This is a genomic window from Bacillus cereus group sp. MYBK15-3, assembly GCF_051916765.1.
Classification (GTDB): domain Bacteria; phylum Bacillota; class Bacilli; order Bacillales; family Bacillaceae_G; genus Bacillus_A; species Bacillus_A cereus.
The window spans coordinates 123,884-143,407 of sequence record NZ_JBQAHG010000009.1 but is presented as its reverse complement, the minus strand read 5'-3'; the positions used below and the strand labels follow the sequence as shown (position 1 = coordinate 143,407).

Below are 19,524 nucleotides of genomic sequence, written 5' to 3'. Positions count from 1 at the left end.
TGAGGAATTAAAGGTGAAGAAGTTTAAGAAGTTTTACTTGGAGATTACGAGTGTATGTAATCTTGCGTGTAGCTTTTGTCCGCCGACGGAAAGGCAGAAGCAATTCATTTCTGTGGAGGATTTTGCTAAAAGATTAGACCAAATTAAACCTCACACAGACTACATTTATTTGCACGTGAAGGGTGAGCCGTTGCTCCACCCGAAAATAGATCAACTATTAGACTTAAGTCATGAAAAAGGGTTTAAAGTTAATATTACAACGAACGGAACGTTAATTAATAAGAGAAGACATAGGCTGTTAAATAAGCCTGCGTTAAGACAAATGAATTTTTCACTGCATAGTTTTGATGGACATCCAGGTTCGCAAGATAAAGAGGGCTATGTAAGGAGTATACTTTCCTTCATTAGGGAAGCGACAAGTCAATCAGATTTAATTGTATCGTTAAGGTTATGGAATTTAACTCAGGATAATAAAACGAATGCTGAAATCCAGAAAAATAGAGAGTTATTATCTATAATTGAAAATGAATTTGATCTATCTTATCAAATTGAAGAGAAGCTTACACCAGGAAAAGGTATAAAAATTGCAGAACGTGTCTTTATTAATCAAGACTATGAATTCCAGTGGCCAGCATTACATGAAGAAGAGGATGATGGGAAAGGATTCTGTCATGGACTTCGTAATCAAGCGGGTATTTTAGCGAATGGAACAGTTATTCCTTGTTGTTTAGATGGTGAAGGGATTATTAACCTTGGGAATATTAATAATGATTCATTTTCTAACATTATCGAAGGTGAAAGAGCAACAAACATTGTCGATGGATTTTCGAAAAGAGTTGCGGTTGAAGAACTTTGCAGGAAATGTGGATATCGCAAACGGTTTGGGAAGTAAATATGAAATAAGCCCTCATAAAGCGAGGGCTTATTTTTTATACTTGATAAGAATGCTCTAATTTATCAATTAATGAACCAACGTAAGAAACAGCTTTACGGATTGCATCTGGTTTTGACATATCTACTCCGGCATGTTTCATTGTACCACCAGCGATCAATAGCAGGTGGTACTTCCTCTTTAATCATTTGAGCTACTGCAGTGGATGCAGTGTGTGCTGCCTTTTTTGTAGTATTTCTAGTAACGATTTACGGAAAGGTTCAAGTTAATTTAAGAATTAATATACTTTGTCACCATTGAAAATCGAGTTTTTCACGACAACATAATCTACAGTACGAATAGCATCTAATTTTGTTCCACCAGCGTAAGAGATAGAAGATTGAAGATCTTGTTCCATTTCGATTAACGTATCTTCTAAAGAACCTTTATGCTCAACGAACATTTTCTTACCTTCAACGTTTTTCTTCTCACCCTTTTGGAATTCAGAAGCAGAACCGAAGTATTCTTTATAAAGTTTGCCATCTCTTTCAATTGTTTCCCCTGGAGACTCTTCGTGACCAGCGAATAGAGAACCGATCATGACCATAGTTGCCCCAAATCGTATAGATTTAGCTACGTCGCCGTGTGTACGAATACCACCATCAGCGATAATTGGCTTACTTGCAGCTTTTGCACACCAGCGAAGTGCAGCTAGCTGCCAACCACCAGTTCCGAAGCCTGTTTTAATTTTAGTAATACAAACTTTACCAGGTCCAATACCAACTTTTGTTGCATCGGCACCAGCATTTTCTAATTCTCTTACCGCTTCTGGAGTTCCAACGTTTCCAGCGATAACGAAGCTCTCTGGTAAATGTTTTTTAATATGTTGAATCATGTTGATCACAGCATTAGAATGACCGTGTGCGATATCAATCGTGATATATTCAGGTGTCAGTTGCTCAGCAGCTAATTGTTGTACGAATTCATATTCGTCCTCTTTTACACCAACGCTGATAGAAGCGATTAATCCACGTGATTGCATATCTCTAATGAATGAGATTCGTTTCTCTGGTTGGAAACGATGCATGATATAAAAGTAGTTGTTCTCAGCTAAATAAGTTGCAATTCTTTCATCAATAATCGTTTGCATATTTGCAGGTACGACAGGTAATTTAAATTTATGTTTTCCTAAAGTGACAGTTGTATCACATTCAGAGCGGCTATTTACAATACATTTTGCAGGAATTAATTGAATATCTTCATAGTCGAATACGTTTTCCATCATTTACACCCCTAAAATACGAATATTTTATTTTTATTAATCAAAAATGTTCGTCCATAGGATAATTTACATTATTTTTATTAAGAAGTCAAAGGATTTCTTAACATTTTTTAAAAAAGTAGATTTTATATCTAAAAAACAACGTTAAAAACGAATTTAAAACGTTTTTTCATTTTTATTGTTCGTTTATGAAAAAAAGGTTGAAAAATTAAGATAATTATACAAGGTTGTATGTATTCTTTTTATTTTTTTGGAGTGGATGTAGGATACTATGAAAAGGTTAATGCTAACAATACGAGCAAAAGATGTTATCAAGTAGTTGAACATTATATGAAATGATAAGGTTTATTTCTATATAAAAAGATGAATCTGGCATGATCCACCTTTTTATGTGAGGTTTCAAGTATAATAAGTAGGGTGATAGTAATGTATACAAAAGATAAAAAAGAAAATAATACAAAATAAAATGAGGTTAATATATGAGTAAAAAAAGTTTTTCTGATTATAAACTAAGTACGGAAATCGTAAGGGCACTTACTGGGTTAGGATATAATCATCCAACAGAAGTACAAGGTGAGGTTATTCCAGTTGCATTAGAAAAGAAGGATCTTGTTGTGAAGTCCCAGACTGGAAGTGGAAAAACAGCTTCATTTGGTATTCCACTTTGTGAAATGGTGGAGTGGGAAGAGAATAAACCACAAGCATTAGTTTTAACACCAACGAGAGAGCTTGCGGTACAGGTAAAAGAAGATATTACAAATATAGGTCGATTCAAAAGGATTAAGGCTGCGGCAGTTTATGGGAAATCTCCATTTGCACGTCAAAAATTAGAATTAAAGCAAAAGACACATATTGTAGTTGGTACTCCTGGTCGTGTGTTGGATCATATTGAGAAGGGTACCCTTTCTTTAGAGTGTTTGAAGTATTTAGTTATTGATGAAGCAGATGAGATGCTAAATATGGGCTTTATCGATCAAGTAGAGGCAATTATTGATGAATTACCTACAAAAAGAATGACGATGTTATTTTCAGCAACACTTCCAGAAGATGTTGAGAAATTGTCTCGTACATATATGAATTCACCAATTCATATTGAAATTAAAGCAGCTGGGATTACGACGGATAAAATTGAACATACTCTTTTTGAGGTGATAGAAGACGAGAAGCTTTCACTACTTAAAGATGTAACAACGATTGAGAATCCTGATAGCTGTATTATTTTCTGTCGTACACAAGAAAATGTAGATCATGTATATAGACAATTAAAAAGAGCTAACTATCCTTGTGACAAAATACATGGTGGTATGGTACAAGAAGATCGTTTTGAAGTCATGGATGATTTTAGAAAAGGAAAATTCCGTTATTTAGTAGCAACAGATGTAGCTGCGAGAGGAATTGATATTGATAATATTACACATGTTATTAATTATGATATTCCACTTGAAAAAGAAAGCTACGTACATCGTACTGGAAGAACGGGACGAGCTGGAAATAGTGGAAAAGCTATTACATTTATAACGCCATATGAAAATAGATTTTTAGAAGAGATTGAGGAGTATATTGGATTTGAAATTCCAAAGGCAATTGGACCTTCAAAAGAAGAAGTTATGAAAGAGAAAGCTGCATTTGAAGAAAAGATACATGCTAAACCAATTATAAAGAAAGATAAAAATGCAGATATCAACAAAGGCATTATGAAGCTGTACTTTAATGGCGGGAAGAAAAAGAAAATTAGGGCGGTAGATTTCGTCGGTACAATTGCTAAAATTAAAGGTGTTACAGCAGAAGATATAGGTATTATTACGATACAAGATAATGTTTCTTACGTTGAAATATTAAATGGAAAAGGACCACTTGTCTTGAAAGTCATGAAGACTACAACGATTAAAGGGAAACAACTAAAAGTTCATGAAGCAATTAAGTAAATAAAAAACTATCCACTTTAATAGGTGGATAGTTTTTTATTTATGATTCTTTTAAATCATCCACTAGTTGCTCCGCTAAACGTCTATACATATTACTCATAGTCACGAAGGATGTTAGTAGTAGAAATTTTTCTAGCTTTGTATCTTCTAAGGAAGAAATCTCATTTACTTCTGTAACACGGTTATTTACGTCTTGTTTAAAGCTTTCGACATTGCTTTCAGTAAGAGCAAGATAATTTTTGTATAACGTATTTAATTCGAATGAATCATCATTTAATAAGGAGTCATTTATAGTTTCTAATGAACTTTTTATGTCGTTAATGGAGAGAGCTCCCTTTAATTGATAAATTAGGCTAATTAAAATCATATGCTCTTTTGAATACTTTTTATTTTTGATAGGGATGAATAGTTTCCCTTTTGCGTAATTATTAATCATCGTTTTTGTTAATACTTTTTCATCATCAGTTCTCGTTGTATCTGCATAAGTATTCTCAAATAGTTGGACAACTTGGTCTACATATAAGTCAACATTTGGAATATCCTCAAGTTTAATGTTTTTTTCTAAATGTAATGTCTTAAGTAATTCATTTATATTTTCCACGTAGAATCCCTCACTTTTATAACTTAGTGGAACTTAATGTTTAATATATCTTTAAATATGGTATTACGAAACAAATGAATTGTAAATGTTGACCTTAAAAAGAAATGTGTATATAATTACATGTAGTTATCAAAACTACATGTAATTATATGAGGGGTGTTATTATGAATACTTATGTAAGGGAACCAGTTAATGCATTTACTCACTTAGGTGGAGCGATATTATCATTTATTGCGTTATTAGCTATGCTTGTGAAAGTTTCTATCAAGATGCCATCATTTGCTGCAATTACAGCTGTTATTTTGTTTGGTATTGGAATGATGGTCCTTTATACGGCGTCAGCTGTATATCATAGTGTTGTGGCCAATGAACGTGTTATATACTTCTTTAGGAAGCTAGATCATTCTATGATTTTTATATTAATTGCAGGTACATATGCACCCTTTTGCTTAATTACATTAAATTCAGCAAGTGGTTTGCTATTATTTTGTTTAGTCTATGCAACTGCGATTTGTGGCATTGTATTTAAAATGTTTTGGTTTAATTGTCCAAGGTGGTTATCGACAGCAATTTATATTACGATGGGTTGGTTAATTGTTTTATTCTTTGCACCGTTAGCTGAGAATTTAAGTACAGGAGGCATTATTTTCTTAGTACTTGGTGGCATTTTTTATACAATTGGTGGATTTATTTATGGAACAAAGCCAAAATGGTTAGAGTTTAAATATATGGGGCATCATGAAATTTTTCATGTTTTTGTATTATTAGGTAGTCTTGCGCATTTTCTAAGTGTATATTGTTACGTAATTTAATAAAAAAACGCCACATAATAAAAATTATGTGGCATTTTTTTATTACCTGATTAGAATCGTATATGTTATAAAATTATTATGGGATAAAATGTAAGTTTCTGTGTTCGCATGTTAAACATAGGATAAGAAATATGTGATATACTTTGAGAAGTTTATAATGAATGAAATATGGAGGACTATAATTATGGCAATACTTGTAACAGGTGGAGCAGGATATATTGGTAGTCATACATGTGTAGAATTACTAAATAGCGGTTACGAAGTTATAGTAGTGGATAATCTTTCGAATAGCTCGGTAGAATCTATAAATCGAGTAAAAGAAATAACAGGAAAACAATTTAAGTTTTATAAAGAAGATGTTTTAAATCGCGAAGCGCTTGACGCAATTTTTGAAGAAAATTCAATTGAAGCAGTTATTCACTTTGCAGGATTTAAAGCTGTAGGGGAGTCAGTAGCGATTCCATTAACATATTATCATAACAACATTACAAGCACGTTAGTGCTATGTGAAGTAATGCAGAAACATAATGTAAAGAAGATAATCTTTAGTTCATCTGCAACTGTATATGGTATCCCGGAAACGTCACCGATTACCGAGGAGTTTTCATTAAGTGCAACAAATCCATATGGTCAAACGAAATTAATGATTGAGCAAATTATGCGTGATGTAGCATTTGCAGATGCAGAATGGAGTATCGCATTACTTCGCTATTTCAATCCATTTGGTGCACACGAAAGTGGGCGTATCGGAGAAGATCCAAATGGAATCCCAAATAACTTAATGCCATATGTAACGCAAGTAGCGGTAGGTAAGTTAAAAGAATTAAGCGTATTCGGAAATGACTATCCAACGAAAGATGGAACAGGAGTCCGTGATTACATCCATGTTGTGGACTTAGCAAATGGTCACGTAAAGGCGCTTGAGAAAGTACTGAGTACAACAGGAGTAGATGCTTATAACCTGGGCACAGGCATGGGCTATAGTGTACTAGAGATGGTTGAAGCGTTTGAAAAAGTTTCGGGCAAGAAAGTTCCTTATAAAATTACAGAGCGTCGCCCAGGTGATGTGGCAGTATGTTTTGCTGATGCATCGAAAGCAAAGCGTGAATTAGGCTGGGAGGCAACACGCGGATTAGAAGAAATGTGTGCTGACTCTTGGAAATGGCAATCAAATAATAAAAATGGCTATTTAGAAGTTTAATGATGAATATAAAAAATGACCTTTGCATAAAAGCAAGAGGTCATTTTTTATATTCATTTTCTACTAAGTTTATTAGCGAACCTAGAAAAGAACGTTCGCTGTTTTAAATGATATGATTTTACAATATCTTATGCTAGAAGGTAGTAGAATGAGATAGAGTAATGTATTATTTTATTAATTTTTTATGGGAATTGAAAGCGTATTATTGAAATGTATTCCAACACTTGTATCATTGCTAGAGTCCGTTTATAATCAAGGAATCCTAGTTCATGTTTTGATAGGATTATTTATTATTGAAAGCGTTTTAAGTTCACTCCTTTTTTGAGGTAGGAGGTCTGACTTATTTAGATAAAAAATTATGTATGTAGTTTTAAATGGGAAGAAAAATAATATAAGTATCATTTTATAGTGTGGGGAGGTTAAAAGTGTGAAAGGTAAAGATTTTCACACGAATATATATGGGTTATGTAGGATTATTACTTTCAGGGGCAGCTTTATTTTTAAATAGTCTTGTTATATTAGGGAAAGCAGAGATGAAAAGTGCGGGTGTTTTTAATTTATTTGTGGGTGCACTACAAATTATTATTCCGTTTTATTTGATTATGATTTCTGACCAAAGCAATTGGACAGTGTATTCATATGCGGCTACTTTCTTATTTGGATTAACTTATTTATATGTAGGTGTTACTTTTATAAAAGGAATGGATAGTAGTGGCCTAGGATGGTTTTGTATTTGGGTAGCAATTATTGCCTTATTCTATATGGTTGTTTCATTTGTTCAATTCCATGATGTTGTTAATGCGTTAACGTGGTTTATGTGGGCATTACTTTGGTATTTATTCTTTGTATTAAATACACAAAAGAAGAACATTAATCAATATCTTGGAAGGATTGCCTTCGTACAATCATGGGTAACATTGACTTTACCTTCACTCTTTTATTTTATGGGAGTGTGGGGAGAGGGATTCGTATATGAATTATGGGTTTATGTATCTGTAATTTCTATTTTATACTTCTGTTATTGTATTTATAAATATCGAGTACGTTAATATATTATCTGTATAAAGGCATGGAATCGTTAAACGAATTCCATGCTTTTTATATGTTAGCACTTATAATAGAGAGGTAGTATTTTACAATTTGCTAAAGTGGGGATGATGAAGTTGAAAAAAGTATTGGTGCTAGGGGGAACAAGATTTTTTGGTAAACATTTAGTAGAAGCACTTTTGCAAGAGGGGCACGATGTAACGATTGCGACGAGAGGAATTACGGAAGATTCTTTTGGCAGTAGAGTAAAAAGACTTATTGTAGATAGGGAAGATGAAAAACAACTAGCAGAGCGTCTAGAAGATAAAAGTTATGATATTGTATACGATAATTTATGCTATAGCTCGAATGCAGCGAAGGTAATATGTGAAGTGTTACGAGGGAAAACGAAGAAATATGTTATGACATCTTCAATGGCCGTCTATGAACCTGCCCTAAGCTTATCAGAAGAAGACTTTAATCCGTACGAGTATGCAATCGCGTATGGAGATAGGAATGACTTCAATTATGGTGAAGGAAAGAGATTAGCTGAAGCCGTTGTATTTCAACATGCAACATTCCCAGTCGTTGCAGTGCGTTTTCCAGTTGTTATTGGAGAAAATGATTATACGAAAAGGTTACAATTTTACGTTGAATGTATTGTGAACCAAAAACCTATCGTTGTGGATCATGTAGATGGAACTTTGTCATTTATACATGAAAAAGAGGCAGGAGAGTTTCTAGCTTGGTGCGGAATGGCAAATGTGAGAGGACCAATTAACGCCTGTAGTAACGGAGTAGTTTCTATGGAAGAAATTATTCATTTCATAGAAGAGAAGACAGGAATAAAAGCATTCATTCAGAAAGCTGGGGGAAATATAGCTCCTTATAATGAGGTAACTAACTGTACGTTACATAATGGAAAGGCTCGTGAATTCGGATTTTTGTTCCGAGAGCTGAAACTAGAAATAAAAAATATTTTAAAACATTATATAAATACAATGAAGTAATCATAAATCCCCCGGTGGCAATCCGGGGGATTCTGGAGGATTTCGACAATACTGATTTTACATTACCAAATTTACCTTATACGTACGACTAATGTTTTTGTGATTGAATTGCTTGTAAATACTTCTCGTTTACTTGGTCCCATTTTACTGTATGCCACCAGTTGGTAACAAACTCTGGGCGCCTATTTTGATACTTTAAATAATAAGCATGTTCCCATACATCAATTACGAGTAAGGGGATTTTCCCTTCTTGCAAAGGCGTATCTTGATTTGGTGTACTCATAACAGAGAGTTCCTCACCGTCAAGAACAAGCCATCCATAGCCGCTTCCAAAACGACTAATAGCTGCTTTGGAAAGTTGATCTTTTAAGTTGTCAAAGGTATTGAAATAATAATCAATTACTTTTGCAACGTCTCCATTAGGCTCACCGCCACCTCGTGGGCTCATCACTTCCCAAAAAAGACTATGACAATAGTGACCACCACCGTTATTTCGTACAGCTGTAACAATTTCCTTCGGTAAAGCATCTAAATTACATAGCAATTCTTCTAAAGATTTATTATGTAATTCAGTATAATTTTCTAAAGTAGCATTTAAATTGTTTACGTATGTCGCATGGTGCTTTCCATGATGAATGGCAAGTGTATTGCTATCAATATGTGGCTCTAGTTCATCATAGTCATATGAAAGCTTTGGCAATTGAAATGAAGACATAACATTCCCTCCTTTCGACTTAAAAAGTTGGTCTAGGTAAAAATACTTTACCTGAGTCAAAAATACACCCATTTTCCATATAAGTCAATAGTAATTCCATTAATTTTCTGAAAAATATTACAATAAAAGTAACACTCTCACTTTCATTTGTGACTCCTATCCTTTTTGCTTATACTGTAAAGTAGCAGGGTTTTGTTGAAATAGAAGGAGATTGTTTATGAGTAAAACGAAACAATTAATAGAGGAAGCAAGTAATTTTATTACGATTTGTTATAAGGAGCTTTATAAAGAACAATTGATAGAAGAACGTATAAAAGAAATTCAAATTGAGATAGAGAAGACAGGGACATATGAGCATACATTTGAAGAACTTGTTCATGGTTCACGAATGGCATGGCGTAACAGTAATAGATGTATTGGGAGACTATTTTGGAGTAAGATGCACATATTAGATGCGCGCGAAGTAAATGATGAAGAGGGTGTATATAATGCATTAATTCATCATATTAAATATGCAACGAACGACGGGAAAGTTAAACCAACCATTACGATTTTTAAGCAATATCAAGGTGAGGAAAATAATATAAGAATTTATAATCACCAATTGATTCGATATGCAGGATATAAAACAGAAACGGGAGTGATTGGTGATGCTCATTCCGCTACATTTACGGACTTTTGTCAGGAGCTTGGTTGGCAAGGAGAAGGTACGAATTACGATGTATTGCCACTTGTGTTTTCTATAGATGGAAAAGCGCCTATATATAAAGAAATTCCGAGAGAAGAAGTAAAAGAAGTGCCAATTGAACACCCAGAATACCCTATTTCATCACTTGGAGTAAAATGGTATGGTGTTCCAATGATTTCAGATATGCGTTTAGAAATTGGCGGTATTTCTTATACAGCCGCTCCGTTCAATGGATGGTATATGGGAACAGAAATTGGGGCGCGCAACTTAGCAGATCATGATCGTTATAATTTACTTCCGGCTGTTGCGGAGATGATGGATTTAGATACATCCAGAAACGGTACCTTATGGAAAGATAAGGCGCTAATTGAGTTGAATATTGCCGTACTACACTCCTTCAAAAAACAAGGAGTTAGTATTGTTGATCACCATACTGCTGCACAACAATTTCAGCAATTTGAGAAGCAAGAAGCTGCTTGTGGTCGTGTTGTAACAGGTAATTGGGTATGGCTTATTCCACCATTATCTCCAGCTACCACCCACATTTATCATAAACCGTATCCGAATGAAATTTTGAAGCCAAATTTCTTTCATAAATGATATTTAGTGTAGGTTTTTTCTGTGAAATATAATTTTTTTAAATTACTGTTATGTAGCAAATGGAAGCCTTTACTCTCGGTTATTTTTGGAAGAGGCTTTTTGAACCAAGGAGTTCCTTATGTTATAATCAAATTTCTGTTTCGAAGACCTTATAGAAATATAAGGTCTTTTGTTTTGCTTTTTTATGTAAGAGGAAGAGATTCTTTCTTTTTAATAAGGGATTTGGCATATTTTTAGGGACAACATAAGTATGTGGGAAGTCAATAAAATGTTATGCATATATAATTATTGTGTTTTGGTTTTAAACAATAAAACATAATAAAGTTGTTTTTTTAGATTGCTGAGGAAGGAGGAAGTGTAAATGAGGATGAAGAGTCGAAAAACTGATTGGCCTGTATTTATTATTAGTGGTGGTTCACTTTTATTATTTGTAATTGCAGTTTTTTTGAACAAGGATTATGTAGAGAGTGCGATTAATAAAAGTTTCGCTTTTTCAATTAAATATTTCGGTGCCTTCTGGCAAGTTTTATTATTAGGTACATTTATTGTTGCGATGTGTATGGCGTTCTCCAAATATGGGAGAGTTAAGCTTGGAGGATTAGAAAAACCTGAGATTAGTACGGCAAAATGGCTTGCTATTATTATGTCTACATTACTTGCCGGAGGTGGCGTTTTTTGGGCAGCAGCAGAGCCAATGTATCATTTGATGACGGTGCCACCAATACATGATGGTATATCTGCTGGAACGAAAGAAGCAGTCATGCCTGCTTTAGCACAAAGTTATATGCATTGGGGATTTTTAGCATGGACGATTTTAGGTACAATTAGTGCGGTAGTTATGATGTATGGACATTATCATAAAGATATGCCGCTAAAACCTCGAACGCTTTTATATCCTATTTTTGGGGAAAAATTAAGAAAGAGCCTGCTTGGAACGATAATTGATGCAGCTGCAATTATTGCAGTAGCTGCAGGTACAATTGGCCCAATTGGATTTTTAGGTTTACAAGCAAGTTATGGATTACAAGAATTATTTGGAATTTCTGATGTGTTTACTACTCAATTAGCAATTATTGTTTGTGTGGTGGCCGTGTCTACCATATCGGCAGTAACAGGTATTGATAAAGGGATTCAAATTATAAGTAATTTAAATGTTAGATTAGCAATTGTATTAATGGCATTCATATTACTATTTGGGCCAGGTGGATTTATTATTGATTCGTTTGTTTCTTCGTTTGGATTTTATGTAAATGAGTTTATACCGATGAGCACATACCGTGGTGATACAAGTTGGTTAGGATCTTGGACAATCTTTTTCTGGGGATGGTTTATTGGATACGGACCAATGATGGCAATTTTAGTGAGTCGAATTTCAAGAGGGAGAACGATTCGAGAAATCATCGTTGCAATTGGAATTATCGCACCTATTATTACAACGTTTTGGTTTACTATATTAGGTGGATCAGGCGTGTTTTATGAGTTGATGAATCCTGGGTCTATCTCGGACGCATTAAGTGAATCTGGTATGCCGGCAGCTATGATTGCAATTACAGGACAATTGCCACTTTCTAATATTATTGGACCAGCATTTCTTTTATTAACAATTTTATTTGTAGTGACAACAGGAGATTCAATGGCGTATTCCATTTCAATGGCAGTGACTGGAGACGGAGATCCTAGAATTAGTTTGCGAATTTTTTGGTCGCTTATTATGGGCGCAGTTGCAGCAATTCTTTTATATATGGGTGAAGGAAGTATTAATGCGCTACAATCGTTTATCGTGGTGACGGCAGTTCCGGTATCAATTTTGTTATTCCCAATGCTATGGTTAGCACCTAAAGTTGCGGGAGAATTAGCATTAAAACAAGGTATTGTAAAAGAAGAAGATAAAACTGCATTCTTATTTCAGAAGGCTAGTAAATCAAAATAAATAAAAACGTAAAAGAGGAAGCATCTTAAATGAGATGCTTCCTCTTTTACGTTTAATCTAATACTTTTCCCTTTGTTTCTGGTACACATAGTAGCATTGTAATTAACCCGATTGGGTAGATGATAAAAATCAAGGACAATGCTCCAAGTAGGTTGCCACCTGTAGCGAGTAAGCCAATAATAACAGGCCCAAATCCAGCTAACCCACGTCCTGTACCGAAAATAAAGTTTTCAGCGGTAGAGCGAGCTTCAGCAGGATAGTTTTCAGCTAAAATTGCCCCAAATCCTCCCAGCATTCCATTTGCAAAAAATCCAAGCAATGCACTTCCCCATAATAATAATGTTGAATCTGTGAATAAGAAGAAGTAAATGAGACAGTATACTGTACCGCCAATATAATAGATTGCAAAAGTTTTACGGCGACCAATTTTATCAGCTAGAATACCAAAGATTGCAATTCCAATTAGCATACCGATGGTAGAAATGAACATCCAGCCACTTGCTTTTGCTAATGTATAGTTATATTTATTTGCTAAAATAGCGGGCATCCATGTGAAGATTCCGTAATATCCGAAATTTTGGATAAACGACATAATAATGAGACCGATTGTTGTAATTGTTACTTTTTTATTGGCAAATAACTTTCGAAGTGGGAATTTTTTTATATGTTTTAGTTGTTCTGCTTCAGTAGTTGTTAATTTACCTGTAGCTTCTTTTTGCAACAGTTCCTTTTTGTAGCGTTGTTTTTGCTCCCATATTTTCGGTTCACTTAAACTTTTACGGACATAGACAGCTAGTAAAGCTGGAATTAATCCAAATAAGAAAACGGCTCTCCATCCAAAGTGCGGGACAATAAATGCCGGAAGGAGTGAAGCAACCAGTACACCAAATTGCCATCCAAGTGCAACAACAGATGTCGCTTTAGCGCGCATTTCTTTAGACCATGTTTCTGTTACAATGGCCATTCCGATTCCGAATTCACCACCAACCCCCATTCCAACTAAAAAGCGCAGAATTAATAATTGCCAGTAGTCTGTTGCGAAATAAATGAGTGCGGTTGCTAGTGAAAACAGTAAGATTGTGAAGGCCATTGTACGAATACGGCCAAATAAATCAGCAATAAATCCAAATAAATAAGAACCAATTAACATCCCTATTGTGGTAGCTAATGTTAAGTTTCCACCTTCAACAGGACTTAAGTGAAACTCTTTTAAAATATAGACAAGTACGAAAGATAATAGCAACATATCTAAACCTTCTGCTGCATATCCTAGCGCAGAACCAAATAATGTTTTATATCTTTTCGCTTTCGTCTCCTCTGTTATTTGTTGTACATCAGTAGTGACGTTCATTATTACTCCTCCTTATTTTCTACAGTCGCTATGGAAGAATAACAAAAGGCCTTCTCACCTGATATGATGAGAAGGCCAAAAAAGCATACGTATCCCCCAAAAAGAACATACGTATATTATATTCCGACTTCCTTCTCAACCTCACGGGGTTGGGTTAAAGGACTGTATTATATTACTTTATTTTTAGCACTCTTCTATTGTATTGTCAAATAAAGAGGAAGTTATTATGTGTAAAATATTTCAAAAAATATTTCGTTCTTCTTGACGCCGACTTCATTATTTTCCCATAATAAAACTACTAAATAAAAAGGAATGAATCAAAGATGCTAAATTTAGTACTCATGATGATTGAACGAGTCGGACTTATAGTTATTTTAGGATTTTTACTCTCTCATATTAAAACTTTCAGACGCCTCCTTCATAAACAGGATGGCTATGTAGATAAGCTGAAGCTTATTTGTATTTTTTCGGTATTTACAATTGTAAGCAATTACACTGGGATTGAAATAGCAGGAAATACGATTATGAATGAAAACTGGTTACAAGGTGTTTCTTCGTCAAGTACAATTGCGAATACGCGTATTATGGGTGTCGGTATTAGCGGCTTACTTGGTGGCCCTATCGTAGGGGTTGGAGTAGGATTTATTGCTGGTATTCATCGTTATATGCTTGGTGGTACGACAGCGCTAAGCTGCGCAATCTCTTCTATTTTAGCTGGGATTATAACTGGTTATATCGGATATATTTTCAAAAAATATAATCGTACAATTACTCCTAAATTTTCAGCAGTTTTAAGTGTTTTTATCGTATCTTTAGAAATGCTTATGATTTTATTAATTATAGAGGATGGAATTAGCGTTGTGAAAACAATAGCGATACCAATGATTCTTGTAAATAGTTTTGGAAGTTTTATTTTACTTTCTATGATACAAGCTATTTTGCGTCAGGAGGAGAATGCAAAGGCACTTCAGACTCATAAAGTATTACGTATTGCAGATAAAACGTTACCGTATTTCCGCCAAGGCTTAACAGAAGAATCATGTAAGCATGTGGCACAAATTATTCACCGTTTTACAGGAACAGATGCGGTATCCTTAACAGATACAGAGAAAATATTAGCTCATGTTGGATTAGCATCAGATCACCATATTCCTTCACATAGTTTAATAACCGGTTTGTCGAAAGAAGTGTTAAACACAGGGAAAATAATGAAAGCGAAATCACGTGAGGTTATTAATTGTCAACATGAAGGCTGCCCTTTGCAAGCGGCGATTGTAATTCCACTAACTTCGCATGGAAATACGATAGGGACATTAAAACTCTATTTCAAAAATCCTAACCAGTTAAGTCGTGTGGAAGAGGAATTAGCAGAAGGGTTAGCAAAAATATTCTCCACGCAGTTAGAGTTAGGAGAAGCTGAGTTGCAAAGTAAATTACTTCAAGATGCGGAGATAAAAGCATTACAAGCGCAAATTAACCCGCACTTTTTATTTAATGCGATTAATACAGTATCAGCTTTATGCCGAACAGATGTAGAAAAAGCAAGGAAGTTATTATTACAGCTTAGCGTATATTTCCGTTGTAATTTGCAAGGGGCACGTCAGTTATTGATTCCACTAGAACAAGAATTAAACCATGTACAGGCATACTTATCCCTAGAACAAGCAAGGTTCCCAAATAAGTATGAGGTAAAGATGTATATTCAGGATGAGCTAAAGACAACTTTAGTACCACCATTTGTTCTTCAACTATTGGTTGAAAATGCATTGCGACATGCTTTTCCGAAGAAGCAACCAGTATGCGAAGTGGAAGTGCATGTTTTTGAAAAAGAGGGTATGGTTCACTTTGAAGTAAAAGATAATGGACAGGGAATTGAGGAAGAACGTTTAGAACAATTAGGAAAGATGGTAGTTTCGTCAAAGAAAGGGACTGGAACAGCTTTATATAATATTAATGAACGTCTTATTGGATTATTTGGAAAAGAAACGATGCTTCATATCGAAAGTGAATTAAATGAGGGGACAGAGATTACTTTTGTTATTCCAAAAAAAGTAGGGGAGGAAGAGCAGATTGTTAAAAGTACTAGTAGTTGACGATGAAATGTTAGCACGTGATGAACTAAAGTATTTATTAGAGAGAACGAAAGAAGTTGAGATAATTGGTGAGGCTGATTGTGTGGAAGACGCATTAGAAGAACTAATGCAAAGTAGACCAGATATTGTGTTTTTAGATATTCAATTATCCGATGATAACGGATTTGAAATCGCGAATATCTTAAAGAAGATGAAAAATCCACCTGCAATTGTATTTGCTACTGCCTATGATCAATATGCGCTGCAAGCATTTGAAGTAGATGCGTTAGACTACATTTTAAAACCATTTGATGAAGAGCGTATTGTGCAGACATTAAAGAAGTATAAAAAACAAAAACAAGCGCAAATAGAAACGAAGCACGAAATAAAGGGGACAGATGTAACAGCAGAGATGCATAAATTAGCATTACCAATTGAAGAATCAATCGTACTTGTGAATATTGAAGATATTATATATGTAGGGCTTGTAGATGGGAAAGTCGCAGTAAAAACAATGAGGGAAACGTATGTAACACATGATACACTTGTAATTTTAGAGAAGAAGTTACCACAAGCAAGCTTCATGCGCGTACACCGTAGCTTTATTGCGAATATTAATCATATTACTGAAATTCAGCCATGGTTTAATTCTACTTATAATTTAATCATGAAAGAAGGATCGAAAGTACCTGTTAGCCGTACATATGCAAAAGAACTCAAGAAGCTGCTTCGTATTTAAGAAGCAGCTTTTGTATTTCATCCTTTTATATTTGTAACTGATTCTGTATATTTGACGTTCTGTTATGTAAACGCTTACTTATACGTTTGTATCCTATACAATAAAGGTACCAAATCGAAAGAGGTGGCCAAAATGAGTACGAAAAAAGTATATAGTTTCTTATCACAAGCATTCATATTCTCAGCTATTATGTTAATTTCTAATATTATTGCAACACATTTACCAATTCCAATGCCTTCATCGGTAATCGGGTTAGTTATTTTATTTAGTCTATTATGTTTAAAAGTTATTAAATTGGAGCAAGTTGAATCACTCGGAACAGCTTTAACAGGTATTATTGGATTCTTATTCGTCCCATCAGGTATTTCAGTTATTAATTCTCTTGGTGTAATGGGGCAATACTTTGTACAAATTTTAACTGTAATTGTTGTAGCAACAGTTATTTTACTCGCTGTAACAGGGTTATTTGCACAATTTATTTTAGGAAAAGATGAAAAAGAAACAGAAGATACAAAAGAATTGAAAGTAGTAAATAAAGGACGCAAGCACGGAAAGGTTGCGTAACCATTGCATTTATATATTGTTAGGAGGTAATGAACATGGCAAGCACAATGACTCCATATTTCGGAATCGTCGTTTCATTAATCGCATACGGAATCGGAACATTATTATTCAAGCATTCAAAAGGGTTCTTCCTATTTACGCCATTATTCGTAGCGATGGTATTAGGGATTGTCTTTCTAAAGGTAGGTAACTTTACTTTTGAAGAATATAATACTGGCGGAAAAATGATTAGTTTCTTCTTAGAGCCAGCAACCATTGCATTTGCTATCCCACTCTATAAACAAGTTGATAAGTTGAAAAAATATTGGTGGCAAATTTTATCAGCTATCGTGGTTGGATCTATTTGCTCAGTAATTGTCGTGTTCATTGTTGCAAAAGCAATCGGTTTAGATACAGCAGTAATGAATTCAATGCTACCACAAGCAGCAACAACAGCAATTGCGTTACCAATTTCAGAAAGTATTGGTGGTATTCCAGCAATTACATCGTTTGCAGTTATTTTCAACGCAGTTATCGTATACGCATTAGGAGCATTATTCTTAAAAACATTTAGAGTGAAACATCCGATTGCAAAAGGTTTAGCGCTTGGAACAGCGGGTCATGCATTAGGAGTTGCGGTAGGAATTGAAATGGGTGAGGTAGAGGCAGCAATGGCAAGTATTGCTGTAACGGTAGTTGGGGTTGTAACAGTAGTTGTCATCCCAATGTTCATACCATTCATTGGATAGTAAAACTTACTTAAAAAACAAGAAAAGCAAGCTATTTGTAGGACAGATTTCTACTGATAGCTTGCTTTTTATGTTACAGTAGTGGTAAGACCTATTTAAAAAAATGTAAGTTTCCTTAAATCTTCATTAATACTATGTAGAATACGTTTTGAATTAGGTCATTGTATTGTAAAATAAGAAGTAAGCTACTGTATACCTGTTAAGGTAGGCATATAATGAGTTTATAAAAATCTTAATATGAATGAATAATTAAAAGTAGAAAAGAGAGAGAAATCTACTTAGTAACGTTTTAGTTTATAGGACAGGAGAGAGTATTCGTCGATTATGCAAATAAAAAACCTGTTTCAAAGTAAAGGATTTCAGAGGTTACTCGTATTAGTAATACTTGCTCTCGTGTTATACGGGCTGCAAAGTATGTTGAATTTAATATTAATTACGTTTATTCTCACGTATTTAATGGATCGATTCCAAAAGTTTATTTCCCGCAAATTAGATCATTTCATGCCTATTAATCGAAAAATTATTATAGCATTTCTATATGTAATGTTAATTGGTGGAATTGCTATTACGCTATTTAAATATTTACCAGTATTGACGATACAAATTTCACAACTGATTTACCAATTCAATGTATTTTTAAGAAACCCACCAGATAGTGAACTAATTAAGTATGCAGTTAATGCTGTCAATCATATGGAGCTTTCTAAATATGTAGGACAAGGCGTAGACATTTTGTATAAATCGATTACGAATGTTGGTAAATTTGGCCTTCAGGTTTTACTTTCTTTAATTTTGAGTTTGTTTTTCTTATTAGAAAAATCTCGTATTGTTGGTTTTACTGCAAAGTTTAAAGAAAGCAGGCTTGCAATTTTCTATACTGAAATTGAGTACTTCGGAAAGAAATTTGCACGTTCATTTGGAAAGGTAATCGAAGCACAATTTTTAATTGCTGTTGTTAACTGTGTTCTTTCAGTTATCGCATTATGGATATTAGGATTCCCGCAATTATTAGGTTTAGCATTAATGATTTTCTTGCTTGGATTAATTCCAGTAGCGGGGGTTATCATTTCGTTATTCCCACTTTGTATGATTGCTTACAATATTGGCGGTATTATGTACGTTGTTTATATTTTAGTTATCGTAACAGTGATTCATGCGCTTGAAAGTTACGTATTAAATCCGAAGTTTATGTCGCAAAAAACAAATTTACCGATTTTCTATACTTTTATGGTATTAATTTTCTCAGAGCACTTCTTAGGTGTATGGGGACTGATTATCGGTATTCCAATCTTCATTTTCTTACTAGATGTTTTAGATGTGACAAGTGATGAAATGGAGAAGGATGTTGGGAAAAATAAAGTGAAGTAAGAAAAAGCATCGATGTTCGATGCTTTTTCTTTTATAACATG

17 protein-coding genes and 1 pseudogene are annotated in these 19,524 nt (G+C 34.3%); 13 read left to right on the top strand and 5 right to left on the bottom strand.

Annotation, left to right across the window (positions count from 1 at the left end; translation table 11 throughout):
* Positions 1–13: 13 nt before the first annotated feature.
* Positions 14–892, top strand: coding sequence for a radical SAM/SPASM domain-containing protein (locus tag ACTFR8_RS27295; protein WP_000713633.1), 879 nt, complete (start codon positions 14–16; stop codon positions 890–892).
* Positions 893–929: 37 nt separating this feature from the next.
* On the opposite strand, the pseudogene ACTFR8_RS27290 reads toward ACTFR8_RS27295, so the two are convergent.
* Positions 930–1,122 (bottom strand): annotated as a pseudogene (locus ACTFR8_RS27290) (oligoendopeptidase F); the annotation flags it as partial.
* Positions 1,123–1,169: 47 nt separating this feature from the next.
* Positions 1,170–2,153 (bottom strand): GMP reductase, encoded by a 984-nt coding sequence (guaC, locus tag ACTFR8_RS27285; RefSeq protein WP_000432447.1) that lies wholly within the window; start codon positions 2,151–2,153, stop codon positions 1,170–1,172.
* Positions 2,154–2,632: 479 nt separating this feature from the next.
* Between guaC and ACTFR8_RS27280 the strand changes: the two genes are divergently transcribed.
* Positions 2,633–4,078, top strand: a complete 1,446-nt coding sequence (locus ACTFR8_RS27280; RefSeq protein ID WP_000039354.1) for a DEAD/DEAH box helicase — start codon at positions 2,633–2,635, stop codon at positions 4,076–4,078.
* 40 nt (positions 4,079–4,118) lie between these two features.
* Here ACTFR8_RS27280 and ACTFR8_RS27275 read toward each other — a convergent pair whose 3' ends face one another.
* On the bottom strand, positions 4,119–4,679 hold the full coding sequence (locus tag ACTFR8_RS27275) for a DUF1836 domain-containing protein (protein ID WP_000427884.1): 561 nt from the start codon (positions 4,677–4,679) through the stop codon (positions 4,119–4,121).
* A gap of 164 nt (positions 4,680–4,843) precedes the next feature.
* On the opposite strand from ACTFR8_RS27275, the gene trhA reads away from it, so the two are divergent.
* The 4 genes from trhA (at position 4,844) to ACTFR8_RS27255 (ending at position 8,728) form a co-directional block, all read left to right on the top strand.
* Positions 4,844–5,491 carry a PAQR family membrane homeostasis protein TrhA gene (gene trhA / locus ACTFR8_RS27270; protein ID WP_001099728.1) on the top strand — a complete coding sequence of 216 codons (648 nt, stop codon included), beginning with the start codon at positions 4,844–4,846 and terminating at the stop codon, positions 5,489–5,491.
* 184 nt (positions 5,492–5,675) lie between these two features.
* On the top strand, positions 5,676–6,692 hold the full coding sequence (gene galE, locus ACTFR8_RS27265; protein ID WP_100619698.1) for a UDP-glucose 4-epimerase GalE: 1,017 nt from the start codon (positions 5,676–5,678) through the stop codon (positions 6,690–6,692).
* A gap of 458 nt (positions 6,693–7,150) precedes the next feature.
* Positions 7,151–7,741 (top strand): AmiS/UreI family transporter, encoded by a 591-nt coding sequence (locus ACTFR8_RS27260; RefSeq protein ID WP_000542569.1) that lies wholly within the window; start codon positions 7,151–7,153, stop codon positions 7,739–7,741.
* 105 nt (positions 7,742–7,846) lie between these two features.
* Positions 7,847–8,728: an NAD-dependent epimerase/dehydratase family protein gene (locus ACTFR8_RS27255; protein WP_100619699.1), complete on the top strand. Its 882-nt coding sequence runs from the start codon at positions 7,847–7,849 to the stop codon at positions 8,726–8,728.
* Positions 8,729–8,816: 88 nt separating this feature from the next.
* Here ACTFR8_RS27255 and sodA read toward each other — a convergent pair whose 3' ends face one another.
* Positions 8,817–9,443, bottom strand: coding sequence for a superoxide dismutase [Mn] (sodA, locus tag ACTFR8_RS27250; protein WP_100619700.1), 627 nt, complete (start codon positions 9,441–9,443; stop codon positions 8,817–8,819).
* 217 nt (positions 9,444–9,660) lie between these two features.
* On the opposite strand from sodA, the gene ACTFR8_RS27245 reads away from it, so the two are divergent.
* Together ACTFR8_RS27245 and ACTFR8_RS27240 are read left to right on the top strand one after the other, a co-directional pair.
* On the top strand, positions 9,661–10,731 hold the full coding sequence (locus tag ACTFR8_RS27245; protein ID WP_144608160.1) for a nitric oxide synthase oxygenase: 1,071 nt from the start codon (positions 9,661–9,663) through the stop codon (positions 10,729–10,731).
* A 361-nt stretch (positions 10,732–11,092) separates the two neighbouring features.
* Entirely contained in the window at positions 11,093–12,661 is a 1,569-nt protein-coding gene (locus ACTFR8_RS27240; RefSeq protein WP_001242442.1) for a BCCT family transporter, read from the top strand.
* Between the two features lie 52 nt (positions 12,662–12,713).
* Here ACTFR8_RS27240 and ACTFR8_RS27235 read toward each other — a convergent pair whose 3' ends face one another.
* The gene (locus tag ACTFR8_RS27235; protein WP_252209748.1) at positions 12,714–14,012 is read right to left on the bottom strand and encodes an MFS transporter; all 1,299 of its coding nucleotides are present in this window, start codon (positions 14,010–14,012) and stop codon (positions 12,714–12,716) included.
* Between the two features lie 323 nt (positions 14,013–14,335).
* On the opposite strand from ACTFR8_RS27235, the gene lytS reads away from it, so the two are divergent.
* The 5 genes from lytS to ACTFR8_RS27210 all read left to right on the top strand — a co-directional run bounded on the left by lytS (position 14,336) and on the right by ACTFR8_RS27210 (position 19,483).
* Entirely contained in the window at positions 14,336–16,105 is a 1,770-nt protein-coding gene (gene lytS, locus ACTFR8_RS27230; protein ID WP_000933591.1) for a two-component system sensor histidine kinase LytS, read from the top strand.
* Positions 16,083–16,823, top strand: coding sequence for a LytR/AlgR family response regulator transcription factor (locus tag ACTFR8_RS27225; protein ID WP_100619701.1), 741 nt, complete (start codon positions 16,083–16,085; stop codon positions 16,821–16,823). The genes lytS and ACTFR8_RS27225 overlap by 23 nt, the downstream gene beginning before the upstream one ends.
* 132 nt (positions 16,824–16,955) lie before the next feature.
* Positions 16,956–17,387, top strand: coding sequence for an antiholin-like murein hydrolase modulator LrgA (lrgA, locus tag ACTFR8_RS27220; RefSeq protein ID WP_000104901.1), 432 nt, complete (start codon positions 16,956–16,958; stop codon positions 17,385–17,387).
* A gap of 35 nt (positions 17,388–17,422) precedes the next feature.
* Positions 17,423–18,115, top strand: a complete 693-nt coding sequence (lrgB, locus tag ACTFR8_RS27215; protein ID WP_000168868.1) for an antiholin-like protein LrgB — start codon at positions 17,423–17,425, stop codon at positions 18,113–18,115.
* A 324-nt stretch (positions 18,116–18,439) separates the two neighbouring features.
* Positions 18,440–19,483 (top strand): AI-2E family transporter, encoded by a 1,044-nt coding sequence (locus ACTFR8_RS27210; RefSeq protein ID WP_001166010.1) that lies wholly within the window; start codon positions 18,440–18,442, stop codon positions 19,481–19,483.
* Positions 19,484–19,524: the final 41 nt, after the last annotated feature.

Bases quoted from the DNA above. Each gene is read 5' to 3' on its own strand.
- guaC (WP_000432447.1), bottom strand. From the start codon at position 2,153: ATGGAAAACGTATTCGACTATGAAGATATTCAATTAATTCCTGCAAAA.
- ACTFR8_RS27280 (WP_000039354.1), top strand. From the start codon at position 2,633: ATGAGTAAAAAAAGTTTTTCTGATTATAAACTAAGTACGGAAATCGTA.
- trhA (WP_001099728.1), top strand. From the start codon at position 4,844: ATGAATACTTATGTAAGGGAACCAGTTAATGCATTTACTCACTTAGGT.
- galE (WP_100619698.1), top strand. From the start codon at position 5,676: ATGGCAATACTTGTAACAGGTGGAGCAGGATATATTGGTAGTCATACA.
- ACTFR8_RS27260 (WP_000542569.1), top strand. From the start codon at position 7,151: ATGGGTTATGTAGGATTATTACTTTCAGGGGCAGCTTTATTTTTAAAT.
- ACTFR8_RS27255 (WP_100619699.1), top strand. From the start codon at position 7,847: ATGATGAAGTTGAAAAAAGTATTGGTGCTAGGGGGAACAAGATTTTTT.
- sodA (WP_100619700.1), bottom strand. From the start codon at position 9,443: ATGTCTTCATTTCAATTGCCAAAGCTTTCATATGACTATGATGAACTA.
- ACTFR8_RS27245 (WP_144608160.1), top strand. From the start codon at position 9,661: ATGAGTAAAACGAAACAATTAATAGAGGAAGCAAGTAATTTTATTACG.
- ACTFR8_RS27240 (WP_001242442.1), top strand. From the start codon at position 11,093: ATGAGGATGAAGAGTCGAAAAACTGATTGGCCTGTATTTATTATTAGT.
- ACTFR8_RS27235 (WP_252209748.1), bottom strand. From the start codon at position 14,012: ATGAACGTCACTACTGATGTACAACAAATAACAGAGGAGACGAAAGCG.
- lytS (WP_000933591.1), top strand. From the start codon at position 14,336: ATGCTAAATTTAGTACTCATGATGATTGAACGAGTCGGACTTATAGTT.
- lrgA (WP_000104901.1), top strand. From the start codon at position 16,956: ATGAGTACGAAAAAAGTATATAGTTTCTTATCACAAGCATTCATATTC.
- lrgB (WP_000168868.1), top strand. From the start codon at position 17,423: ATGGCAAGCACAATGACTCCATATTTCGGAATCGTCGTTTCATTAATC.
- ACTFR8_RS27210 (WP_001166010.1), top strand. From the start codon at position 18,440: ATGCAAATAAAAAACCTGTTTCAAAGTAAAGGATTTCAGAGGTTACTC.